The sequence below is a fragment of the Micromonospora sp. S-DT3-3-22 genome (genome assembly GCF_015354745.1).
GTDB lineage: Bacteria > Actinomycetota > Actinomycetes > Mycobacteriales > Micromonosporaceae > Micromonospora > Micromonospora wenchangensis.
In genome coordinates this window covers 1-15,537 of sequence record NZ_JACGMO010000081.1, presented here as the reverse complement: position 1 = coordinate 15,537, position 15,537 = coordinate 1, and the positions used below count along the sequence as shown (strand labels likewise).

General features: G+C 73.2%; 14 protein-coding genes. 1 reads left to right on the top strand and 13 read right to left on the bottom strand.

The window, feature by feature from the left end; all coding sequences use genetic code 11:
- Window positions 1-116 precede the first annotated feature (116 nt).
- Window positions 117-1,145, top strand: a complete 1,029-nt coding sequence (locus H1A17_RS22030) for an aldo/keto reductase (protein ID WP_194822792.1) — start codon at window positions 117-119, stop codon at window positions 1,143-1,145.
- Between the two features lie 95 nt (window positions 1,146-1,240).
- On the opposite strand, the gene H1A17_RS22025 is transcribed toward H1A17_RS22030, so the two are convergent.
- The 13 genes from H1A17_RS22025 to H1A17_RS21970 all read right to left on the bottom strand — a co-directional run.
- Entirely contained in the window at window positions 1,241-2,443 is a 1,203-nt protein-coding gene (locus tag H1A17_RS22025) for a helix-turn-helix domain-containing protein (RefSeq protein WP_309236834.1), read from the bottom strand.
- Window positions 2,430-2,600, bottom strand: coding sequence for a hypothetical protein (locus H1A17_RS34680; RefSeq protein WP_228544018.1), 171 nt, complete (start codon window positions 2,598-2,600; stop codon window positions 2,430-2,432). Before H1A17_RS34680 ends, H1A17_RS22025 begins: the two co-directional genes overlap by 14 nt.
- Window positions 2,601-2,750: 150 nt before the next feature.
- A complete protein-coding gene (locus tag H1A17_RS22020) occupies window positions 2,751-3,905 on the bottom strand; it encodes a helix-turn-helix transcriptional regulator (RefSeq protein WP_309236835.1) in 1,155 nt (384 codons plus the stop codon).
- Window positions 3,906-4,190: 285 nt separating this feature from the next.
- Complete coding sequence (locus H1A17_RS35635) at window positions 4,191-4,793, bottom strand: DNA-binding response regulator (protein WP_194822791.1); 603 nt, start codon at window positions 4,791-4,793, stop codon at window positions 4,191-4,193.
- Window positions 4,790-6,022 (bottom strand): histidine kinase, encoded by a 1,233-nt coding sequence (locus H1A17_RS22010; RefSeq protein WP_194822790.1) that lies wholly within the window; start codon window positions 6,020-6,022, stop codon window positions 4,790-4,792. Before H1A17_RS22010 ends, H1A17_RS35635 begins: the two co-directional genes overlap by 4 nt.
- Window positions 6,023-6,026: 4 nt before the next feature.
- Window positions 6,027-6,971, bottom strand: a complete 945-nt coding sequence (locus H1A17_RS22005) for an alpha/beta fold hydrolase (RefSeq protein ID WP_194822789.1) — start codon at window positions 6,969-6,971, stop codon at window positions 6,027-6,029.
- A gap of 279 nt (window positions 6,972-7,250) precedes the next feature.
- Window positions 7,251-8,165, bottom strand: a complete 915-nt coding sequence (locus tag H1A17_RS22000; protein ID WP_145919457.1) for an ABC transporter permease — start codon at window positions 8,163-8,165, stop codon at window positions 7,251-7,253.
- On the bottom strand, window positions 8,162-9,457 hold the full coding sequence (locus H1A17_RS21995; RefSeq protein WP_145919456.1) for an ABC transporter permease: 1,296 nt from the start codon (window positions 9,455-9,457) through the stop codon (window positions 8,162-8,164). The genes H1A17_RS22000 and H1A17_RS21995 overlap by 4 nt, the downstream gene beginning before the upstream one ends.
- Window positions 9,457-11,034 carry an ABC transporter ATP-binding protein gene (locus H1A17_RS21990; RefSeq protein WP_240762834.1) on the bottom strand — a complete coding sequence of 526 codons (1,578 nt, stop codon included), beginning with the start codon at window positions 11,032-11,034 and terminating at the stop codon, window positions 9,457-9,459. Before H1A17_RS21990 ends, H1A17_RS21995 begins: the two co-directional genes overlap by 1 nt.
- 37 nt (window positions 11,035-11,071) lie before the next feature.
- On the bottom strand, window positions 11,072-12,151 hold the full coding sequence (locus H1A17_RS21985) for a BMP family ABC transporter substrate-binding protein (protein WP_145919455.1): 1,080 nt from the start codon (window positions 12,149-12,151) through the stop codon (window positions 11,072-11,074).
- A complete protein-coding gene (locus tag H1A17_RS21980; protein ID WP_194822788.1) occupies window positions 12,148-13,623 on the bottom strand; it encodes an amidohydrolase family protein in 1,476 nt (491 codons plus the stop codon). The genes H1A17_RS21985 and H1A17_RS21980 overlap by 4 nt, the downstream gene beginning before the upstream one ends.
- Window positions 13,620-14,633, bottom strand: coding sequence for an alcohol dehydrogenase catalytic domain-containing protein (locus H1A17_RS21975; RefSeq protein WP_228544019.1), 1,014 nt, complete (start codon window positions 14,631-14,633; stop codon window positions 13,620-13,622). The genes H1A17_RS21980 and H1A17_RS21975 overlap by 4 nt, the downstream gene beginning before the upstream one ends.
- 182 nt (window positions 14,634-14,815) lie before the next feature.
- Window positions 14,816-15,537 (bottom strand): CdaR family transcriptional regulator (locus tag H1A17_RS21970; RefSeq protein ID WP_228544017.1); only part of this gene is annotated, 722 nt, incomplete at its 5' end.

Genomic DNA, 15,537 nt, shown 5'->3' with positions numbered 1-15,537 from the left:
GTCGATGTGCCGGGGACACAAAGCCGGCGGGTCCGCTTCGACGCGCCGGGACGGTGCCGCCGGCCGGCCCGCGTGCCAGCGTGGGGGCACATCGCGTACGGGAGGACGATCGGATCATGCAGTACCGCAGACTGGGTGGGACCGGGGTCGAGGTGAGCACCCTCTGCCTGGGCACCATGATGTTCGGCGCCTGGGGTAACACCGACGAGCAGGAGTGCCACCGGATCGTCGCCGAGGCGCTCGACGCCGGGATCAACCTGGTCGACACCGCCGACGTGTACGCCCACGGCGAATCCGAGGAGATCCTCGGCCGGGCGCTGCGTGGCCGCCGCGACGACGTGGTGCTGGCCACCAAGTTCCACGAGCCGATGGGGGACGACCGCAACCGGCGCGGCAACTCCCGCCGCTGGATCAGGCAGGCGGTGGAGGGCAGCCTGCGCCGGCTGGGCACCGACTGGATCGACCTATACCAGGTGCACCGCCCCGACCCGCTCACCGACGTCGACCAGACCCTCGGCGCGCTGACCGACCTGGTCCGGGAGGGCAAGGTCCGGATGATCGGCACCTCGGCGTTCCCCGCCGAGCAGATCGTCGAGGCGCAGTGGGTGGCCGAACGCCGGCAGCGGGAACGCTTCACCACCGAACAGCTCGGCTACTCCGTCCTGACCCGGGGTGTCGAGGCCGCCGCCCTGCCCACCAGCGCCCGGTACCGGCTCGGCGTGCTGGTGTTCAGCCCGCTCAACGGCGGCTGGCTGACCGGCAAGTACCGGTCGACGGACGTACCGGCGGACTCCCGTGCCGGACGCAACGGCGACCACTTCGACTTCCGCGACGCCGCCGCCCGGGACCGCAAGCTCGCCCTGGTCGACGAGCTGGCCACCCTCGCCGACGAGAGCGGTCTGACGCTGATCGACCTGGCGCTCGGCTTCGTGCTGAGCCACCCGGCGGTCACCAGCGCCATCATCGGCCCGCGTACCCTCGCCCAACTGCGCAGCCAACTGCCCGCCGGGGAGCCGGCCGGGCTGCCGGCCGACGTGCTGGACCGGATCGACGAACTGGTCCGGCCGGGCCACGACGTCAACCCGGCCGACGCCGGCTACCGGGTGCCGGCCCTGACCGACCCCACCCTCCGCCGCCGACCCTGAGGGTTTTTTGGCGCTGTTGTGCCGGTGTGGCGGTATCGGAGCGCTCTGATACCGCCATACCGGCACGACAGCGCCGAACGGTGGCGCGGTCGTGGTCAGGTCACCCGGAGCGTGGCGGCGAGTTGGATGACCGTGGCGGGGGCGTACGGGTCGCGGACCAGCCGGGCGAGGACCGCGCGGGCCGCGGGCCGCAGGCGTACCTCGCAGGGGGCGGTGCGCTCGGCCGCGACCAGGACCCGGCAGGCGTTGCCCGGATCACCGGCGTTCAGGTAGGCGCGGGCGGCGTCGAGCAGGTGCCCGGCGCGGTGTTCGGTGGGCAGCCACCGCCAGCCGTCGCGGGCGGTGGTCTTCTCGTGCCAGGCCACCGCTGCTCTCGCCTCGCCCAGGTCGAGGGCGGCGACGACCCGGGCCAGATCCACCGCCACCGGTCCGAACCCGGTCCGGTGATGGTCGTGGCCGTCACCCACCCGGTCCGCCATCCCGGCGGCCTCGTCGAGCAGCGCGGCCGTGGCGTGATCGTCGCCGTCACGGGCGGCAGCCAAAGCCGCCTGCACGACCAGCGTCCCGCACAACGACAACTCCGGGGCGGACGCACCGTCGAGGTCGGGCGGGGCGATCCGGTACGCGGCGGCCAGTGCCGTCGACCGGGCCGCCCGCACCCGCCCCGACGCCCGCAACACCTGGCTGAGCTGCACGGTCGCGGCAGCCACCGACCCCACCTCACCGGCCGCGACAGTCATCGCCCGGTCGGCGGCCAACCAGGCCAGATCCACCTCACCGAGCTTGACCAGCAGTGCTGCGGCAAGCCGGTACACCTGCACCAGCACCGGCCGGCCCGCGACCGGATCACCGGCATGGGCACGCTGCGCGCCACCCACCAACCCCGGGAGCATCCCGGTCACCTGCGTATACCGGGCATGCTGGAAGGCGACCCACGCGTGGGTGACGTCCCGCCCCACACGATCCGCCGGCACGACCCGGCCCGGCACTGACGGCCTTCCCACCACGACGTCGTACGTCGACAGCGCCTCCCGGACCCGGTCCACCGCCTCGACCGGACCGGGCACGTCGGCCGGCCGGAGGTCCCGGCCGAGCAGCACACCCGGGTCGATGCTCAGGACAGCGGCGATGTCCTGGAGCGTGGACACCTTGTCCAGCGTCCGGACACCCCGCTCGACCTTGTCCACCCAACTCTTCGACTTACCCAACCGGTCGGCGAACACCTGCTGCGACAACCCACGCCGCCCCCGCCAGTGCGCCACCCGCCGACCGACCGGCAACAACTCACCGCTGTCCACGACGCCACCGCCGATCCGGCACCGCCCGCGTCGTCTCCTCCACCGGAATCCGGTCCGCCTCGGCCTGCGCGAGCAACCGCTGCCGCGCCGCCTCCCGCTCGACCGCCTGAATCCGCTCGCCCCGGCTCTCACCCGGATCACGTTCCCTGTCGCCCACCCGCGTCCCCTCCGCAAGGGCCCGGCGGTACGAACTGAAGCTGCCGCCGCGCACGATCAGCGGCGCAGCGGCGGCCGGTCACCAGACCGACGAGGCGTCACCGCACCGTGGTCAGGACGCTACGGAGCGCGCATGGGAAGGCTGGAACGCTTACGCACCACCCGTGGTCAGGCTCATCCGTTCGCACAGCCCCCGCAGCTCGGGCGAGGTCGCCCCCTTACGCAGCAACGACCGCGCCGTCTCCCGGGCGGCGACCGACGAGCGGGCATGCTGCGGCCCGATCCGCTCCGCAGCGAGCAGCATCCGCACGGCGTCACGATCCCGACCGGTACCCTCGGCCGCCCGGCTCATGTCGAGCCAGAAGTACACCTGGCGCACCGCCGGCAGACCGGCCACCTCCACACCCGCCGCCGTCCGCATCGCCAATTCCGGGCGACCCGTGTCGAGCTGGAACGCCATCGTCCACAGGGCCACGTTCCGTGGGCCCCAGACCAGATCCCAGTTCTCGGTCTCCCCGGTGTGCGCGGCGATCCGCGCCGCCTCGGCGAGATGATCCTCGGCACCGGCCCGCTCCCGCAGACCGGCGAGATGGTGCGCCCGCGCCAGGTGCAGGAACCCCAGCACGTCCAACGCGCCATCGGCAGCGCTACCCGCAAGATCGGCAGCCGCCGCGTCACACCACGCGCGCGCCGGCCCGTACGCCCCGGAGTAGGCCGACACCCGCGCCCGGTTGGCCGCCGCCACCCCGACCGCCACCCCGTCGTCGAGCAACCCGGCAGCCTCGGCACAACGCTCAGCCGCCAGCCAGGCATGGGCCGGATAGCTGACGTTCAGCAACGACCCCATGGCCACGCCGTACACCGGCACCATCTCCGACAACGCAGCCCGCCGGTCCGCCAGGCCGTGCATCGCCGGCACGAGATCCACCAGCCGCCGCAACGCACCCGCGTAATCGCACCGCCCGTACAGTCCGCGCACCAGCGCCGCCTCACGGCGCACCTGTTCGAGCGTCGCCGTCGCGGCGGAGCGCCTGGTCAACGGAGTGTCCATCATGATCCGCCAGACCCGCTCGGCATCAATGCGGGCCGCGTCGAGCTGCCGGTCAGCCGGCGTGTACGCCTGACCCGTCAGATCGACCACCGAACACTCCAGGGCCGCCGCCAGATCCACCACCATGTACCGGTCGGTGCGCTGCCGCCCCCGCTCGATACGCGACCACGACGTATGGGAGATGCCCGCCCGACTGGCCGCATACCGCACGCTCCAACCACGCAACTCCCGACGGGCACGAATACGATCACCGATCGACGGATCGTCAGGAATAGAGCGACGAGGCATCAGCGCACTCCCCCGGTGACACGAGATCCCTGCCAGCCGAAACCGACAGGCTGCCACCACGGACCGTACACCCGTACCACCCGATGCGTGACGCCTGCTCATCCGGCCCATCCGCCGGACGGACGTCGCGTGATCGACTCAATGTCGCCGATGTTGGGGGGTCGAAGTCACTTCGATACCGCCACATCGGCGAAATAGCGAAAAGCGTCGACGGGCGTCCCCGCGACACGGCGAAAGGCGTCGGCGGGGCGGTCAGATCCAGCCCTGTTCCCAGGCGATCGTGGCGGCGTCGGTGCGGGAACCGACGTTGAGTTTCGCCATCGCGGACGAGATGTGGTTGCGGACGGTGCCGTGGGCGAGGCCGAGCTGCCGCGCGACGTGCTTGGTGGGCAGGCCGTCGCGGGTCAGCCGCAGTACGTCGATCTCCCGGGGCGTCAGCGGGCTCTCCTGCTCGGTCAGCGCCGACGCGGCGAGACGGGCATCGATGTAGCGTTCGCCGGCGGCCACCGACCGGATGATCCTGGCCAGCTCGGATGCCGGGGTGGACTTCGGCACGAAGCCGTGCACCCCGGCGTTCAGCGCCCGCTTCAACGTCCCCGGTCGGGCGTGCCGGGTGACGATGACGACCTGCGTCGCGACGAGCCGCAGCAGCCGGCGGGCGGCGTCGACCCCGTCGAGTCCGGGCATTTCGAGGTCGAGCAGGGTCAGGTCGGGGCGGTGGGTGACGACGGCGGCGACGGCGGCCTCGCCGTCGGCGACGTCCGCGACGACCTCGATGTCGGCCTCCAGGGAGAGCAGCGCCACGAGCGCGCCCCGGATGAGTTCCTCGTCGTCGGCGATCACGATCCGGATCACCGGCCGGTCCCCCGTCGTCTCCCCGGCGGGGTCGCCTCCTGCGGGGCAGGCCCCGCAGCGTCCGGCGCGGGGATGCGGACGACCAACACGAACGTGTCACCCGCGCGGGTGGTCTCGACCGTTCCGCGCTGGGCCGCGACGCGTTCGGCGAGGCCGGCCAGGCCCGTGCCGTCGCGGCGCGGCACCCCGGCGGCGTCGTTGGTGACGGTCAGCCGGTACTCCGCCGCGACGCGGACGAGTTCGATGGTGGCGTCGGTCGCCCGGCTGTGCCGTAGCACGTTGGTCACCGCCTCCCTGATCGCGACGGCGAACACCGCGCCGAGGGCCACGGGCAGGTCCGGGGTGTCGATGCGTGCGGTGCAGCGGATGCCGGCGGAGCGCAGCACCGCCGCCGCGTTGCGTGCCTCCGTCGCCACGGTGACGGTGCGGTAGTCGTTCACCACCGCGCGGGTGTCGTCGAGGGCGACCTGCGCGATCCGGCGGATCTCGGCGATCTCCCGGCCGGCCCGTTCGGGCTGGCCGGTCAGCAGGCGCTCCGCCAGTTCACTCTTCAACGCGATCACCTGGAGGTTGTGGCCCTGGATGTCGTGCAGGTCGGTCGCGAACCGGAGCCGCTCCCGCGCCACCGCCAGGTCGGACGCGAGCCGGCGGGCGTGTTCCAGCCGCAGCACCACCTGCTGCACCCAGACCGCGCTCAGCGGCAGCAGGGTGAACACCGCGAGGGTGCTGAGCACGATGGCGTCGGCGGCCGCATCGGGCGGCGGCCCGACGCGCGACGGGGCCAGCACGCCGATCAGGCCGCCGAGACCGATCACCGCCCAGCAGCCGAGGATCACCGTCGCCCGCCACCGGCCCCGGACCAGACAACTGAGCACCCCGCCCGCCATCGCCAGGGTGAACGCCCACCCCCAGCCGGCGAACGGCGGCACGACGGCCAGCACCCACACCGCGCCGGACAGCGCCAGCAGCACCAGGACGAGCGGATGGCCGGGCGGCACCTCGTCGGGGCCCCGCAGCAGCAGGGGAATCGCGGCGAGCCCGGCCAGGACGGCGGCGGTCGTCGCGGCCACCAGGACGACCGTCCGGGGGCCGCTTGCCACGCCGACGCCGAGCAGCACCTGCACGACGCCACCGATCAGCATGCCCAGCCCCAGCGAGAGCACCGTGAACAGGCGCATCGCCCGCAGGTCGGCGGCCACTCGCGGCGCACCCTGCCAGGTGTCCGTCACCGGCTCAGCGTAGCGACCGGGCCGTCAGGAAGGCCCTGGTCTGCTGGGCGATCTCCGGCGACAGGGTGTGGTGCAGGTAGTGGTCGCCCGTCAGGAGGACGACCTGACCGGTGTCGACGCTCGCCGCCTGCCGCTCGTGCAGGGCGACCCAGTCCGCCACGTCGGTGTCGTTCGACCGGACGAACAACAGGACGGGAAGCCCCTTGGGGAAGGTCTTCCCGCTGACCGCGGCGAAGTTCGCCGGGACGTGCTCCATCTCGTTCACCATGGTCGGGGCGGCCGTGTTCTTCGCGGTGAGCAACCGCAACTGCTCCCGGGTCCGCTCGTCGTAGGGCAGGCCCGCGTACGGGTCGTCGGCGATCGCCGCCAGGGCGCGGGTGAGGCCGAGCCTGCTCAGGCCGACGATCACGCCGGTGGGGATCGGGTCGTCCCAGCCGGGCTGGTCGGGGACGCTGCTGTCGATGCCGACGAAGGCGACGAGTTCGTCGGGGTAGCTGGCGGCGTAGGTCAGCGCGTAGATCCCGGCGACCGAGTGGCCCATCAACACGTACCGGTCGATGCCGAGGTGCCGCAGCGCCTCGTGCACCTCCCGGGTGATGTTCGCGGCGGTGCGGTCGGTGTCGGCGGGGTCGCTCAGGCCGGTGCCGAACGGTTCGACCGCGACGACCCGGTAGGTGCGCTGGAGTTCCGTGATCAGCGGTTGGAAGTCGAGCCCGGGGGCGGCGGTGCCGAGGCCGGGCAGCAGCACGATCGTCTCGGCACCGCTGCCCGCGACCACCACGTTCATCTGCTTGCCGTCCATAGGGACGAGTTGCCCGTACCGGGTGATCGAGGAGGCTTCCGACCTCGTCGCCACGACGTTGACCACGGCGGTGGTCGCGAGCAGGAGCACCGGCACGGCGACCAGGACACCGAGGGTGGTGAGCACGACTCGCACGGGCTTACGCATGGGTTCTTCTTTCGGATCGGCGGCGCATCCGGATCACTCCCGGGATGCCTGACCAGCCAATCAAGCGCGCGAGGCGCTGGAGAAGTGTCCCGCTGTCACGACCGATCGTGACAAAAAGTCATGGTATGCCCCGTGGGACCGCCGGGTCCTCGTGAGCAACGAGAGACGACCCCCACGGCGGGCGGGTGCCGACCCAGAAACCCACACGGCGCAGCGACCGCCACCGGAGGAGGGTGGCCGCTGCGCCGTGTGGGCGGACCGGAGTCGGGGAATCCCCCGTCAGGTGGTGCCGCGTTGGAACGGTTGGGCCAGCGCCCGGGGTTCGCGGTGGGCGGTGGCGAACACCAGCATCGCCAGCAGGGCCAGCAGGTAGGGCGCGGCGATCAGCAGCTGCGAGTTCATGGTGACCCCGAGCGCCGGCAGCGCCAGCCGCATCGCGTCGGCCAGGCCGAAGACGACGCAGCCGATCAGGGTCCGGCCCAACCGCCAGGCCCCGAAGATGACCGCCGCGATGACCAGGTAGCCCCGGCCGGCGGTCATGTTCTGGTTGAACGAGCCGACCTCGCCGACGGCCAGGTACGCCCCGCCGAGCCCGGCGAGCAGCCCGCACCACAGCAGCGCCTGCCGCCGTCGCTTGTTGACCTCGATCCCGCTGACGTCGGCGGCCTGCGGGTTCTCCCCCACCGCCCGCAGTTCCAGCCCCCACCGGCTGCGCTCGACCAGCCACCAGGTCAGCGGGATCACCGCCAGCAGCAGGTAGACCGGCCAGCGTTGCACGAACAGCATCGGGCCGACGATCGGGATGTCCCGCAGCACGGGGATGTCCACCTGCCAGACCTGGTGGCCGGTGAAGGTGCTCACCGTGATCAGGTAGCTGGTCAGGCCGAGCACCAGCGCGTTGAGCACCAGGCCGACGACGAACGTGTTGATCTGCACCCGGTGCGACAGGACGCCGTGCACGAACGCCACCGCGACCCCGACCAGCGCACCGGCCACCAGGCCGATGGTGGCGCTGCCGGTGGCGCTGGCGACCGCGATCGACCCGAACGCCGCCCCGAGCATCATCGCCTCGACGGAGATGTTCAGGGTGCCGGCGCGCTGGGCGACGTACTCCCCGCAGGCGGCGAAGGCCAGGGGCACGGTGAGCCGGGCCCCGCTGGAGAGGATGGTGGCGATGTTGTCGGCGGCGCTCATGCCAACCTGCCTTCCATGGCGTCCTTGGTGCCGGCGGTCCCGGCGTCGCCGGGGTCCGCCGGTTCCGGCGCGGCGGACCGGGGGGCCGGCACCGACGCCGCCGGGGCCGGCGGGTCGGCCGGCTCGGGCGTGGCCACCGCGGCGACCGGGGTGGTCGGGGTGGTGGGGGTCGCCGGCTGGTCGGCCAGGCGGCGTCGGCGCAGCATGCCGATCACCACCGGCGGTGCGACGAAGGCCAGCACCAGCAGTGCCTTGACCACGTCGACCAGGAACGACGGCACGCCGGTGGCGGCCAGGAAGCTACCGCCGGCCCGCAGCACGCCGAACAGCACCGCCACCGGGATGGCCAGCAGCGGGTTGTTCCGGGCGACCAGGGCGACCAGCAGGCCGTCCCAGCCGATGTTGAGCGACATGCCCGGCTGCAACCGGTTGGTGCCGACCGGGCTGGTCAGCAGCAGCGCGCCGGCCAGGCCGGCCAGCGCCCCGGAGATCGCCAGGGCGATGCCGCCGAGGGCGCCGACCCGCACGCCCGCGTGCCGGGCCGCCGCCGGGTTGAGGCCGACCATCTTCAACCGGAAACCCCACCGGGTACGCGCCATCACCAGCGCCAGCACGACCGCCACCACGACGGCCAGCACCAGACCGCCGTTGAGCTGGAGGTTCGGGTAGTCGCCGAGGGAGGTGAGCCGGGCGTTCTCCGGCACCGGGTTGGACTGGGGCGACAGGGTGCCCCGGCCGAGCCGGGACTCCTGGAGCAGCCACGGCGTGTTCACCGCGAACGAGATGAGCTGCTGGGCGAGGAACGTCATCAGCATCGTGCTCACCACGATGTTGACGCCCCGGAACCGGTACATCAGGGCGCTGAGCCCGGCCCAGACGCCGGCACCGACCACCGAGGCGAGCAGCACCAGGACCAGCAGCAGCGGCCCGGGTACGGCCAGCCGCAGGCCGACCCACGCGCCGGCGAGCGCGCCGATCAGCACCTGCCCCTCCTGGCCGATGTTGAAGAAGCCGGAGCGGGCGCTGACGCAGGCCCCGACGGCGACCAGCAGCAGCGGCGCGACGTACAGCAGGGAGGTGGACCAGGCCGCCGGGGTGGCCATGCTGCCCTGGTAGAGGGCCTTGGTGGAGGCGGCCGGCGAGCCGCCGGTGACCGCGATCAGCAGGGCCGACAGGCCGAGCGCGACGCCCACCGTGGCGACCGTGGCGAGGCCGACCTGCCAGCCACCGGGGCCGGGGTTGAGCCGGCGCAGCAGCCGCTGGCCGGTGCCGTCGATACCGAGGGTGGCCATCAGTGACTCACCCCGCCGACCAGCATGCCGAGCCGCTCGGCGGTGGCCTCGGCGGTGGGGAGCACCCCGACGATCCGGCCGGAGGAGATCACCGCGATCCGGTTGGCCAGGGCCATCACCTCCTCCAGCTCCGTGGAGATCAGCAACACCGCCACCCCTTCCGCGGCGGCCTGCCGCAGCCGCACGTACATGTCTTCGATCGCGCCGACGTCCAGCCCGTGGGTGGGTTGCGCGGCGACCAGCGCCTTCGGCCCGGCGGACAGCTCCCGGGCGAGCACCACCCGCTGCTGGTTGCCGCCGGAGAGGCTACGCAGCGGGGTGTCCGGCGAGGGCGCCACGATGTTGAACTCGGCCATCTGCCGCTGGGCGATCCGGTGCATCCTGCGTCGGCTGAGCACCCCGCGTGCGGTGACCCCGGCGAGGGACTTCATCACCAGGTTCTCGGCGACGCTCATGTCGAGCACGACGCCGGAGTGGTGCCGGTCCTCGGGCACGATGCCGAGACCGGCGGTGTGCAGCGCGCCGGGCCGGACCAGGTCGACCGGCCGGCCGTCGAGCTCGACGGTGCCGGAGTCGGGGACGAGCAGCCCCGACAGCAGCTCACCGACGGTGGCCTGGCCGTTGCCCTCGACGCCGTACAGGCCGACGATCTCGCCGGGGGCGACGTCGAGGCTGAGCTTGTCCAGCACCGGCAGGCCGCCGACGAGCAGGGTCACCTCGCGCAGCCGCAGCGCCGCCGGCTGCTCCGGCGTCGTCGGGTCCCCGGCCGCGGGGGCGACGCCCTCGACCGGTTCGGGACGCTCCACCGGCAGCAGGCCCAGCGCCGCGCTCTCGGACTGCAACGACACCTCCCGGCCGACCATCTGCCGGGCGAGTTGCTGGGCGGTGGTGTCCTTCGTCGCGCCGTGGAACGCCACCGCGCCGCGCCGCAGCACGGTCACCCGGTCGGTGGCCGCCATGATCTCGGCGAGCTTGTGGCTGATCAGGATGACCGCCCGCCGTTCCGCCTGCACCACCCGGCGCAGCACGGTGAACAGCTCCGCCGACTCGGCCTGGGTGAGCACCGAGGTCGGCTCGTCCAGGATCAGGATGGACGGGTCGCGGCGCAGGCACTTGATCAGCTCGACCCGCTGCCGTTCCCCGGCGGAGAGCCGGTCGATGCGGGCGTGCGGGTCGATGGGCAGCCCGTACCGGCGGGACACCTCCTCGACCTGGGCGCAGGCCGCCGCCCGGTCGATCCGCCCGGTGTCGCCGAGGATGACGTTCTCCCAGACGGTGAGCGGTTCGATCAGGCTGAAGTGCTGGTGCACCATGCCCAGGCCGAGGTCGGCGGCGACCTGCGGACTGTCGATCTCGACCGGTTCGGTGCCGCGCGTGATGGTGCCGGCGTCGCGGTGTACCAACCCGAGCAGGATCTTCATCAGGGTCGACTTTCCGGCCCCGTTCTCGCCGAGCAGGCCGTGGATCTCGCCGGGTCGTACGGCGAGATCCACGGCGTCGCAGGCGACAACCGGACCGTAACGCTTGCTGACCCCGCGCAGGGTGAGAGCCGGCGTCAGCTGGTCGTCAACGTCCACAGTCCGTTACACCTCGTTGGTCGTCGGGCAGCGGGGGTCAGGAGCCGAGCTTGGCGACCGTCGCGGCGGTGTCGGTCTTGCCGCTGGCCACGTCGGCGACGAAGGCGTCCATCTTCTGGGTCTGCTCCGGAGTCGGCTTGCAGATCTTGACGGCCGGGAACGGGTCCTTGCCGAGCTCCCACTTCTTGGTGGTGCCGAGGGTCATCTCACCCTTGGCGAACAGCTCCAGCGCGGCGGCGAAGTACGCGCCCGGGTCGAAGATGACCGAGATGTCGAAGCGCGGGTCGGTCGAGTCGCACCGGTCGGTGCCCGGGGTCAGGGTGAGCGCGCCACCGGTGTTGGCCAGCTTGGCGGCCGCGTCGGTGGCCCCGCCCAGGTACGGGTAGACGACCTTGACGCCCTGGCTGATCTGCGCCTGGACGGCCTCCCGGGCCTTCGCCGAGTCGTTGAAGTCACCGGTGTAGGTGGTCACCAGGGTCGCGTTCGGCACCACCATCCGGATGCCGGCCTTGTACGCCTTGGCGGCGTTGACCGAGAAGTCGGCCTCCATGCCGGTGACGAAACCGGCCTTGGTGGCGTTCTTCGCCTGCATGACCAGGCCGGTGGCGTACCCGGCGGCGAGCATGCTCTGGTTGGGGTCGTCGCTGGACAGCGTCACCCGGGGGCTCTGCGGGATGTTCTCCGACGACGGCACGTACCAGGAGGTCTTGGCGCAGACCGGCTCCTCGGAGGCGGGGATGGCGTCCTTGAGCTCGGAGGCCCCGAGCGCCACCATGTCCACGCCCTGCTGGCACAGCGCGCGGGCGGCGCTGAGCGCCTCGGTCGGCGGCACGTTGCCGCGCTTGATGACCTGCCAGCCCTTCTCGGTGGCGAACTTCTCGGCACCGACGACGAAGCTCTCGTAGTAGCCGTTGTCGTTGATGTCGCCGGGGCTGAGCACGCCGATGACGACCTTGCCGTCACCGTTGGCGTCGGGCTGCCCGGCGGGGGCCGTACCGCTGCTGGCCGAACCGGCCGCCGACGGCGCGGTCGCGTCGTTGCTCGCGCAACCGACCAGGGCGAACCCCAGCGCCCCGGCGAGCAGCGCCGCCGGACCCCGACCAATCCTCATTGTCATGGTGCTTTCCCTTCACGTGGGGTCGGCGCGCCGCCCGGCACGGACCGGCGCGCGGAGTACTCGGTCGCTGGCACGGTGGGCCAGCGAGGGGGGATGTCGATGCCGACCCGGCGCAGCAGGGCGGCCCGACGCTGGGCGGCCTCCTCGCGCAGGGCGTCGACGTCGACGGTGGTGACCCGCCGGTCGCGGACCACCAGCCGGCCGTCGACCAGGACGTCCCGGACGGTGTGCCCGGCCGCGCCCCAGACGAGCTGGGTGGGCAGGTCACCGCGCGGGGTCCAGGGGACGGTCCGGGTGTCGAGCAGCACCAGGTCGGCGGCCTTGCCGACCTCGATCGAACCGGTCCGCGCCCCGAGCCCGACGGCGGCGGCGCCGTCGACGGTGGCCAGGGCGAAGACCTCGTCGGCGCGCAGCGGGTCGGGGACGCCCCGGTCCCGCTCCAGGCCGGCGAAGAGTCGGGCGGCCCGCCACAGGTCCGGGGTGTCCCCGGCGTTGTGCGAGTCGCAGCCCAGCGCGAGCCGGCCGCCGGCCCGGTGCAGCGCGGTGTGCCGGCCGGCCCGGGTGAAGCCCTGGCCGAGCCGCAGGTAGGCACCCGGGCAGGAGGCGACCGCCGTGCCGGTCTCGACGAGCGCGTCGACCTCGGCGTCGTCGAGCCACACCGCGTGGCCGAGCAGCAGCCGGGGGCCGAGCACGCCGAGGTCGGCCAGGTGCCGCACCGGCCGGGCCCGACCGGCGGCGGCGAAGGCGGCGGCGTCCTCGGGGCCGGGCGACAGGTGCCAGGTCATTCCGACGTCGAGCCGGTCGGCCAACTCCGCCGCGCCGGTGAACAGGTCGTCGCTGACCAGGTCGTGCCCGACCAGGGTGATCCAGCCGGTGACCAGCGGGTCGCCGGCCAGTGCGGCGACCGTCTCGGCCTGCACGGCGAGGGTCTCGGCGGCCGGTCGGGCGTACGGGGCGTCGTCGGCGTCCCAACCCCAGCCGCCGACCCGGGCCCGGATGCCGGCGGCGCGCAGCCCGGCGGCGACCCGCAGCGGGTGCGCCACCGTCCCGGGTTCCAGCAGGGTGGTGACCCCGTAGCTGAGCGACTCGACGGCGGTGAGGGTGGCCGACAGTTCGTCGTCGTCGCCGGTGACCGCGGCGTGCAGCGGCACGATCCAGTCGAAGATCGCCTGCTGGGCCGGTACGTCGTCGGGGATGCTGCTGCGCACCAGCGGGTCGGCGGTGGTGTGCTGGTGGGCGTTGACCAGACCGGGGACGACCACGCAGCCGGTGGCGTCGAGTTCGGGGCTGCCCGGGTACGCCGCGCGCAGGGTCGCCGCCGGGCCGATCGCGGCGACCCGGCCGTCGACCACGGCGATCGTGCCGCCGGGGACGACCGCCCGGTCGGGGGCCATGGTGACGATCTCGGCGTCGACGATCAGCAGGTCCGCCGGGCGGGGGTCGGCGGTGGCCGCCGTCGGGATGGTGGTCATGGCCGTACGAGGATCTTGCCGACGAGGTCACCGGACTCCTGCCGGGCGTACGCCTGCGCCAGGTCGGCCAGCGGGTACTCCGCGCCCCGGAGCACCCGCAGGCCACCGGTGAAGTAGGCGTCGAGCATGTCGGCGAAGTCGGCCGGGCGGTAGGCCCCGGCCCCGAGCAGCCGCAGCCCCCGCCGGTAGACGTCGGAGAGGGAGAAGCTGACCTGGTCGCCGGTGGTGTTGCCGAGCAGCACGATCCGGCCGCCGGTGCGCAGGCTGGCCAGCGAGGTGGCCCAGGTGGCGGTGCCGACGTGGTCGACGACCAGGTCGACGCCGTGGCCGTCGGTGTGCTCGCGTACCCGCTCGACGGTGTGGTCGTCGAGGTCGAGCACGTCCGCGCCGAGGTCGGCGGCGACGGCCCGCTTGGCCTCGGTACGGGCCACGGCGAGCACCCGGGCGCCGGCCCGGCGGGCGAGTTGGATGGCGGCGATGCTGACCGCGCTCGTGGCGGCCTGCACCAGCACCCACTCCCCGGGGCGGACGGCGCCGACGCCGTGCACGGCGTGCCAGCCGAGGCTCCAGGCGGTGGGCAGCGCGGCGGCCTCGGCGAGGTCGACGTGGGCGGGCACCCGGTGCACGACGGTGGCGGGGACGGTGACGTACTCGGCGAAGCCGCCGGGCCGGTTGCCGCCGACCACGGCCAGCGTGGCGCAGTAGCCCGGCTGGCCGTTCTTGCAGGTGGCGCAGGTTCCGCAGCCGATGGTCGGGTCGATCAGCACCCGGTCACCGGGGCGTACCGTGGTGACCTGCGGCCCGACGGCGCTGACCTGGCCGGCGACGTCCATGCCGCCGGTGTGCGGCAGGGTGAAGCCGGGGAGCAGGGCGGTGTGCCGCTGGAGCAGGTCGAGGCGGTTGAGGGCGGCGGTGTGCACCCGGACGACCACGTCGGCGGGGCCCGGCTCGGGGTCGGGCAGGTGCCGCAGGCTCAGCACCTCGGGACCCCCGAAACCGGTCTGGACCATCGCCCGCACCGCAACCTCCCCCATGGTCTACCAGTCAATATGGCGTCTTGCATTGTGATTCTCGCTGCTTGGGGACGTACTCTGCCTGCGGGGCGGCGGCGTGTCAACGGCTTGCCGCAAAAGAGGCGGAACGGTTAACGAAGCCGGGCGTCCAGGCTGTTCACAGGCCACCCACCAGGGGATCAACCGGCCTCGGACGCGGCCAGCAGATCCCGCGCGACCAGCGCCGTACGCAGCACCGCGACCGTCTGCGGGTCGAGCGGATCGACCCCCAGCAGCCGCTTGATCAGGCCGACCCGGTAGCCCACCGAGTTGCGGTGCAGGTGCAGCCGTTCGCTCACCGCCTGCCGGCTGCCCCCGGTCGCCAGCCAGCAGTCCAGGGTGCGCAGCAGGTCGTCGCGGTGGGCGATCGGCCCCAGGTGCCGGTGCACGTACCAGCGCAGCCGCTCGTCCGGCACCGCCAGCAGGACCTGCGCCAGGCCGGCCTGCCCGAACGGCAGCTCGGACCGCCCGTCCGACGAGCGCAGCAGCAGCCGCAGCAGCCGGTCCGCGTCGCGGAACGAGGCCGCCGTCCGGGCCGGCCCGGTCACCAGCGGCCCGGCGACCACCCGGACCTGCCCGGGGCCGACGATCTGGTCCAGCCGGGCCCGCAACCGGGTCACCTCGCGCTCGACGTCGCCGTTCAGCAGGGTCCAGGCCAGCCGTCCCTCGGCCAGCACCGGCCGGTCCAGCCAGCTCAGCGCGGACGCCCAGCGGCGCTGCTGCTCCCCGGTGTAGGCGATCCCGGCGACGGCGTGCGGCTGGTCCAGCCGCCAACCGTGCGCCGCGCCGGCCCGCAGCAGTTCCGCCTCGCCCATCCGGGGCGCCGACGGCGATCCGGCCGGCCCGCCGGGGCCGCCGCGCA

Excerpts from the sequence above, each read along its gene's own strand:
- H1A17_RS21995 (WP_145919456.1), bottom strand. The coding sequence starts at position 9,457 with ATGGCCACCCTCGGTATCGACGGCACCGGCCAGCGGCTGCTGCGCCGG.
- H1A17_RS22005 (WP_194822789.1), bottom strand. The coding sequence starts at position 6,971 with ATGCGTAAGCCCGTGCGAGTCGTGCTCACCACCCTCGGTGTCCTGGTC.
- H1A17_RS22030 (WP_194822792.1), top strand. The coding sequence starts at position 117 with ATGCAGTACCGCAGACTGGGTGGGACCGGGGTCGAGGTGAGCACCCTC.
- H1A17_RS21980 (WP_194822788.1), bottom strand. The coding sequence starts at position 13,623 with ATGACCACCATCCCGACGGCGGCCACCGCCGACCCCCGCCCGGCGGAC.
- H1A17_RS21985 (WP_145919455.1), bottom strand. The coding sequence starts at position 12,151 with ATGACAATGAGGATTGGTCGGGGTCCGGCGGCGCTGCTCGCCGGGGCG.
- H1A17_RS22000 (WP_145919457.1), bottom strand. The coding sequence starts at position 8,165 with ATGAGCGCCGCCGACAACATCGCCACCATCCTCTCCAGCGGGGCCCGG.
- H1A17_RS21975 (WP_228544019.1), bottom strand. The coding sequence starts at position 14,633 with ATGGTCCAGACCGGTTTCGGGGGTCCCGAGGTGCTGAGCCTGCGGCAC.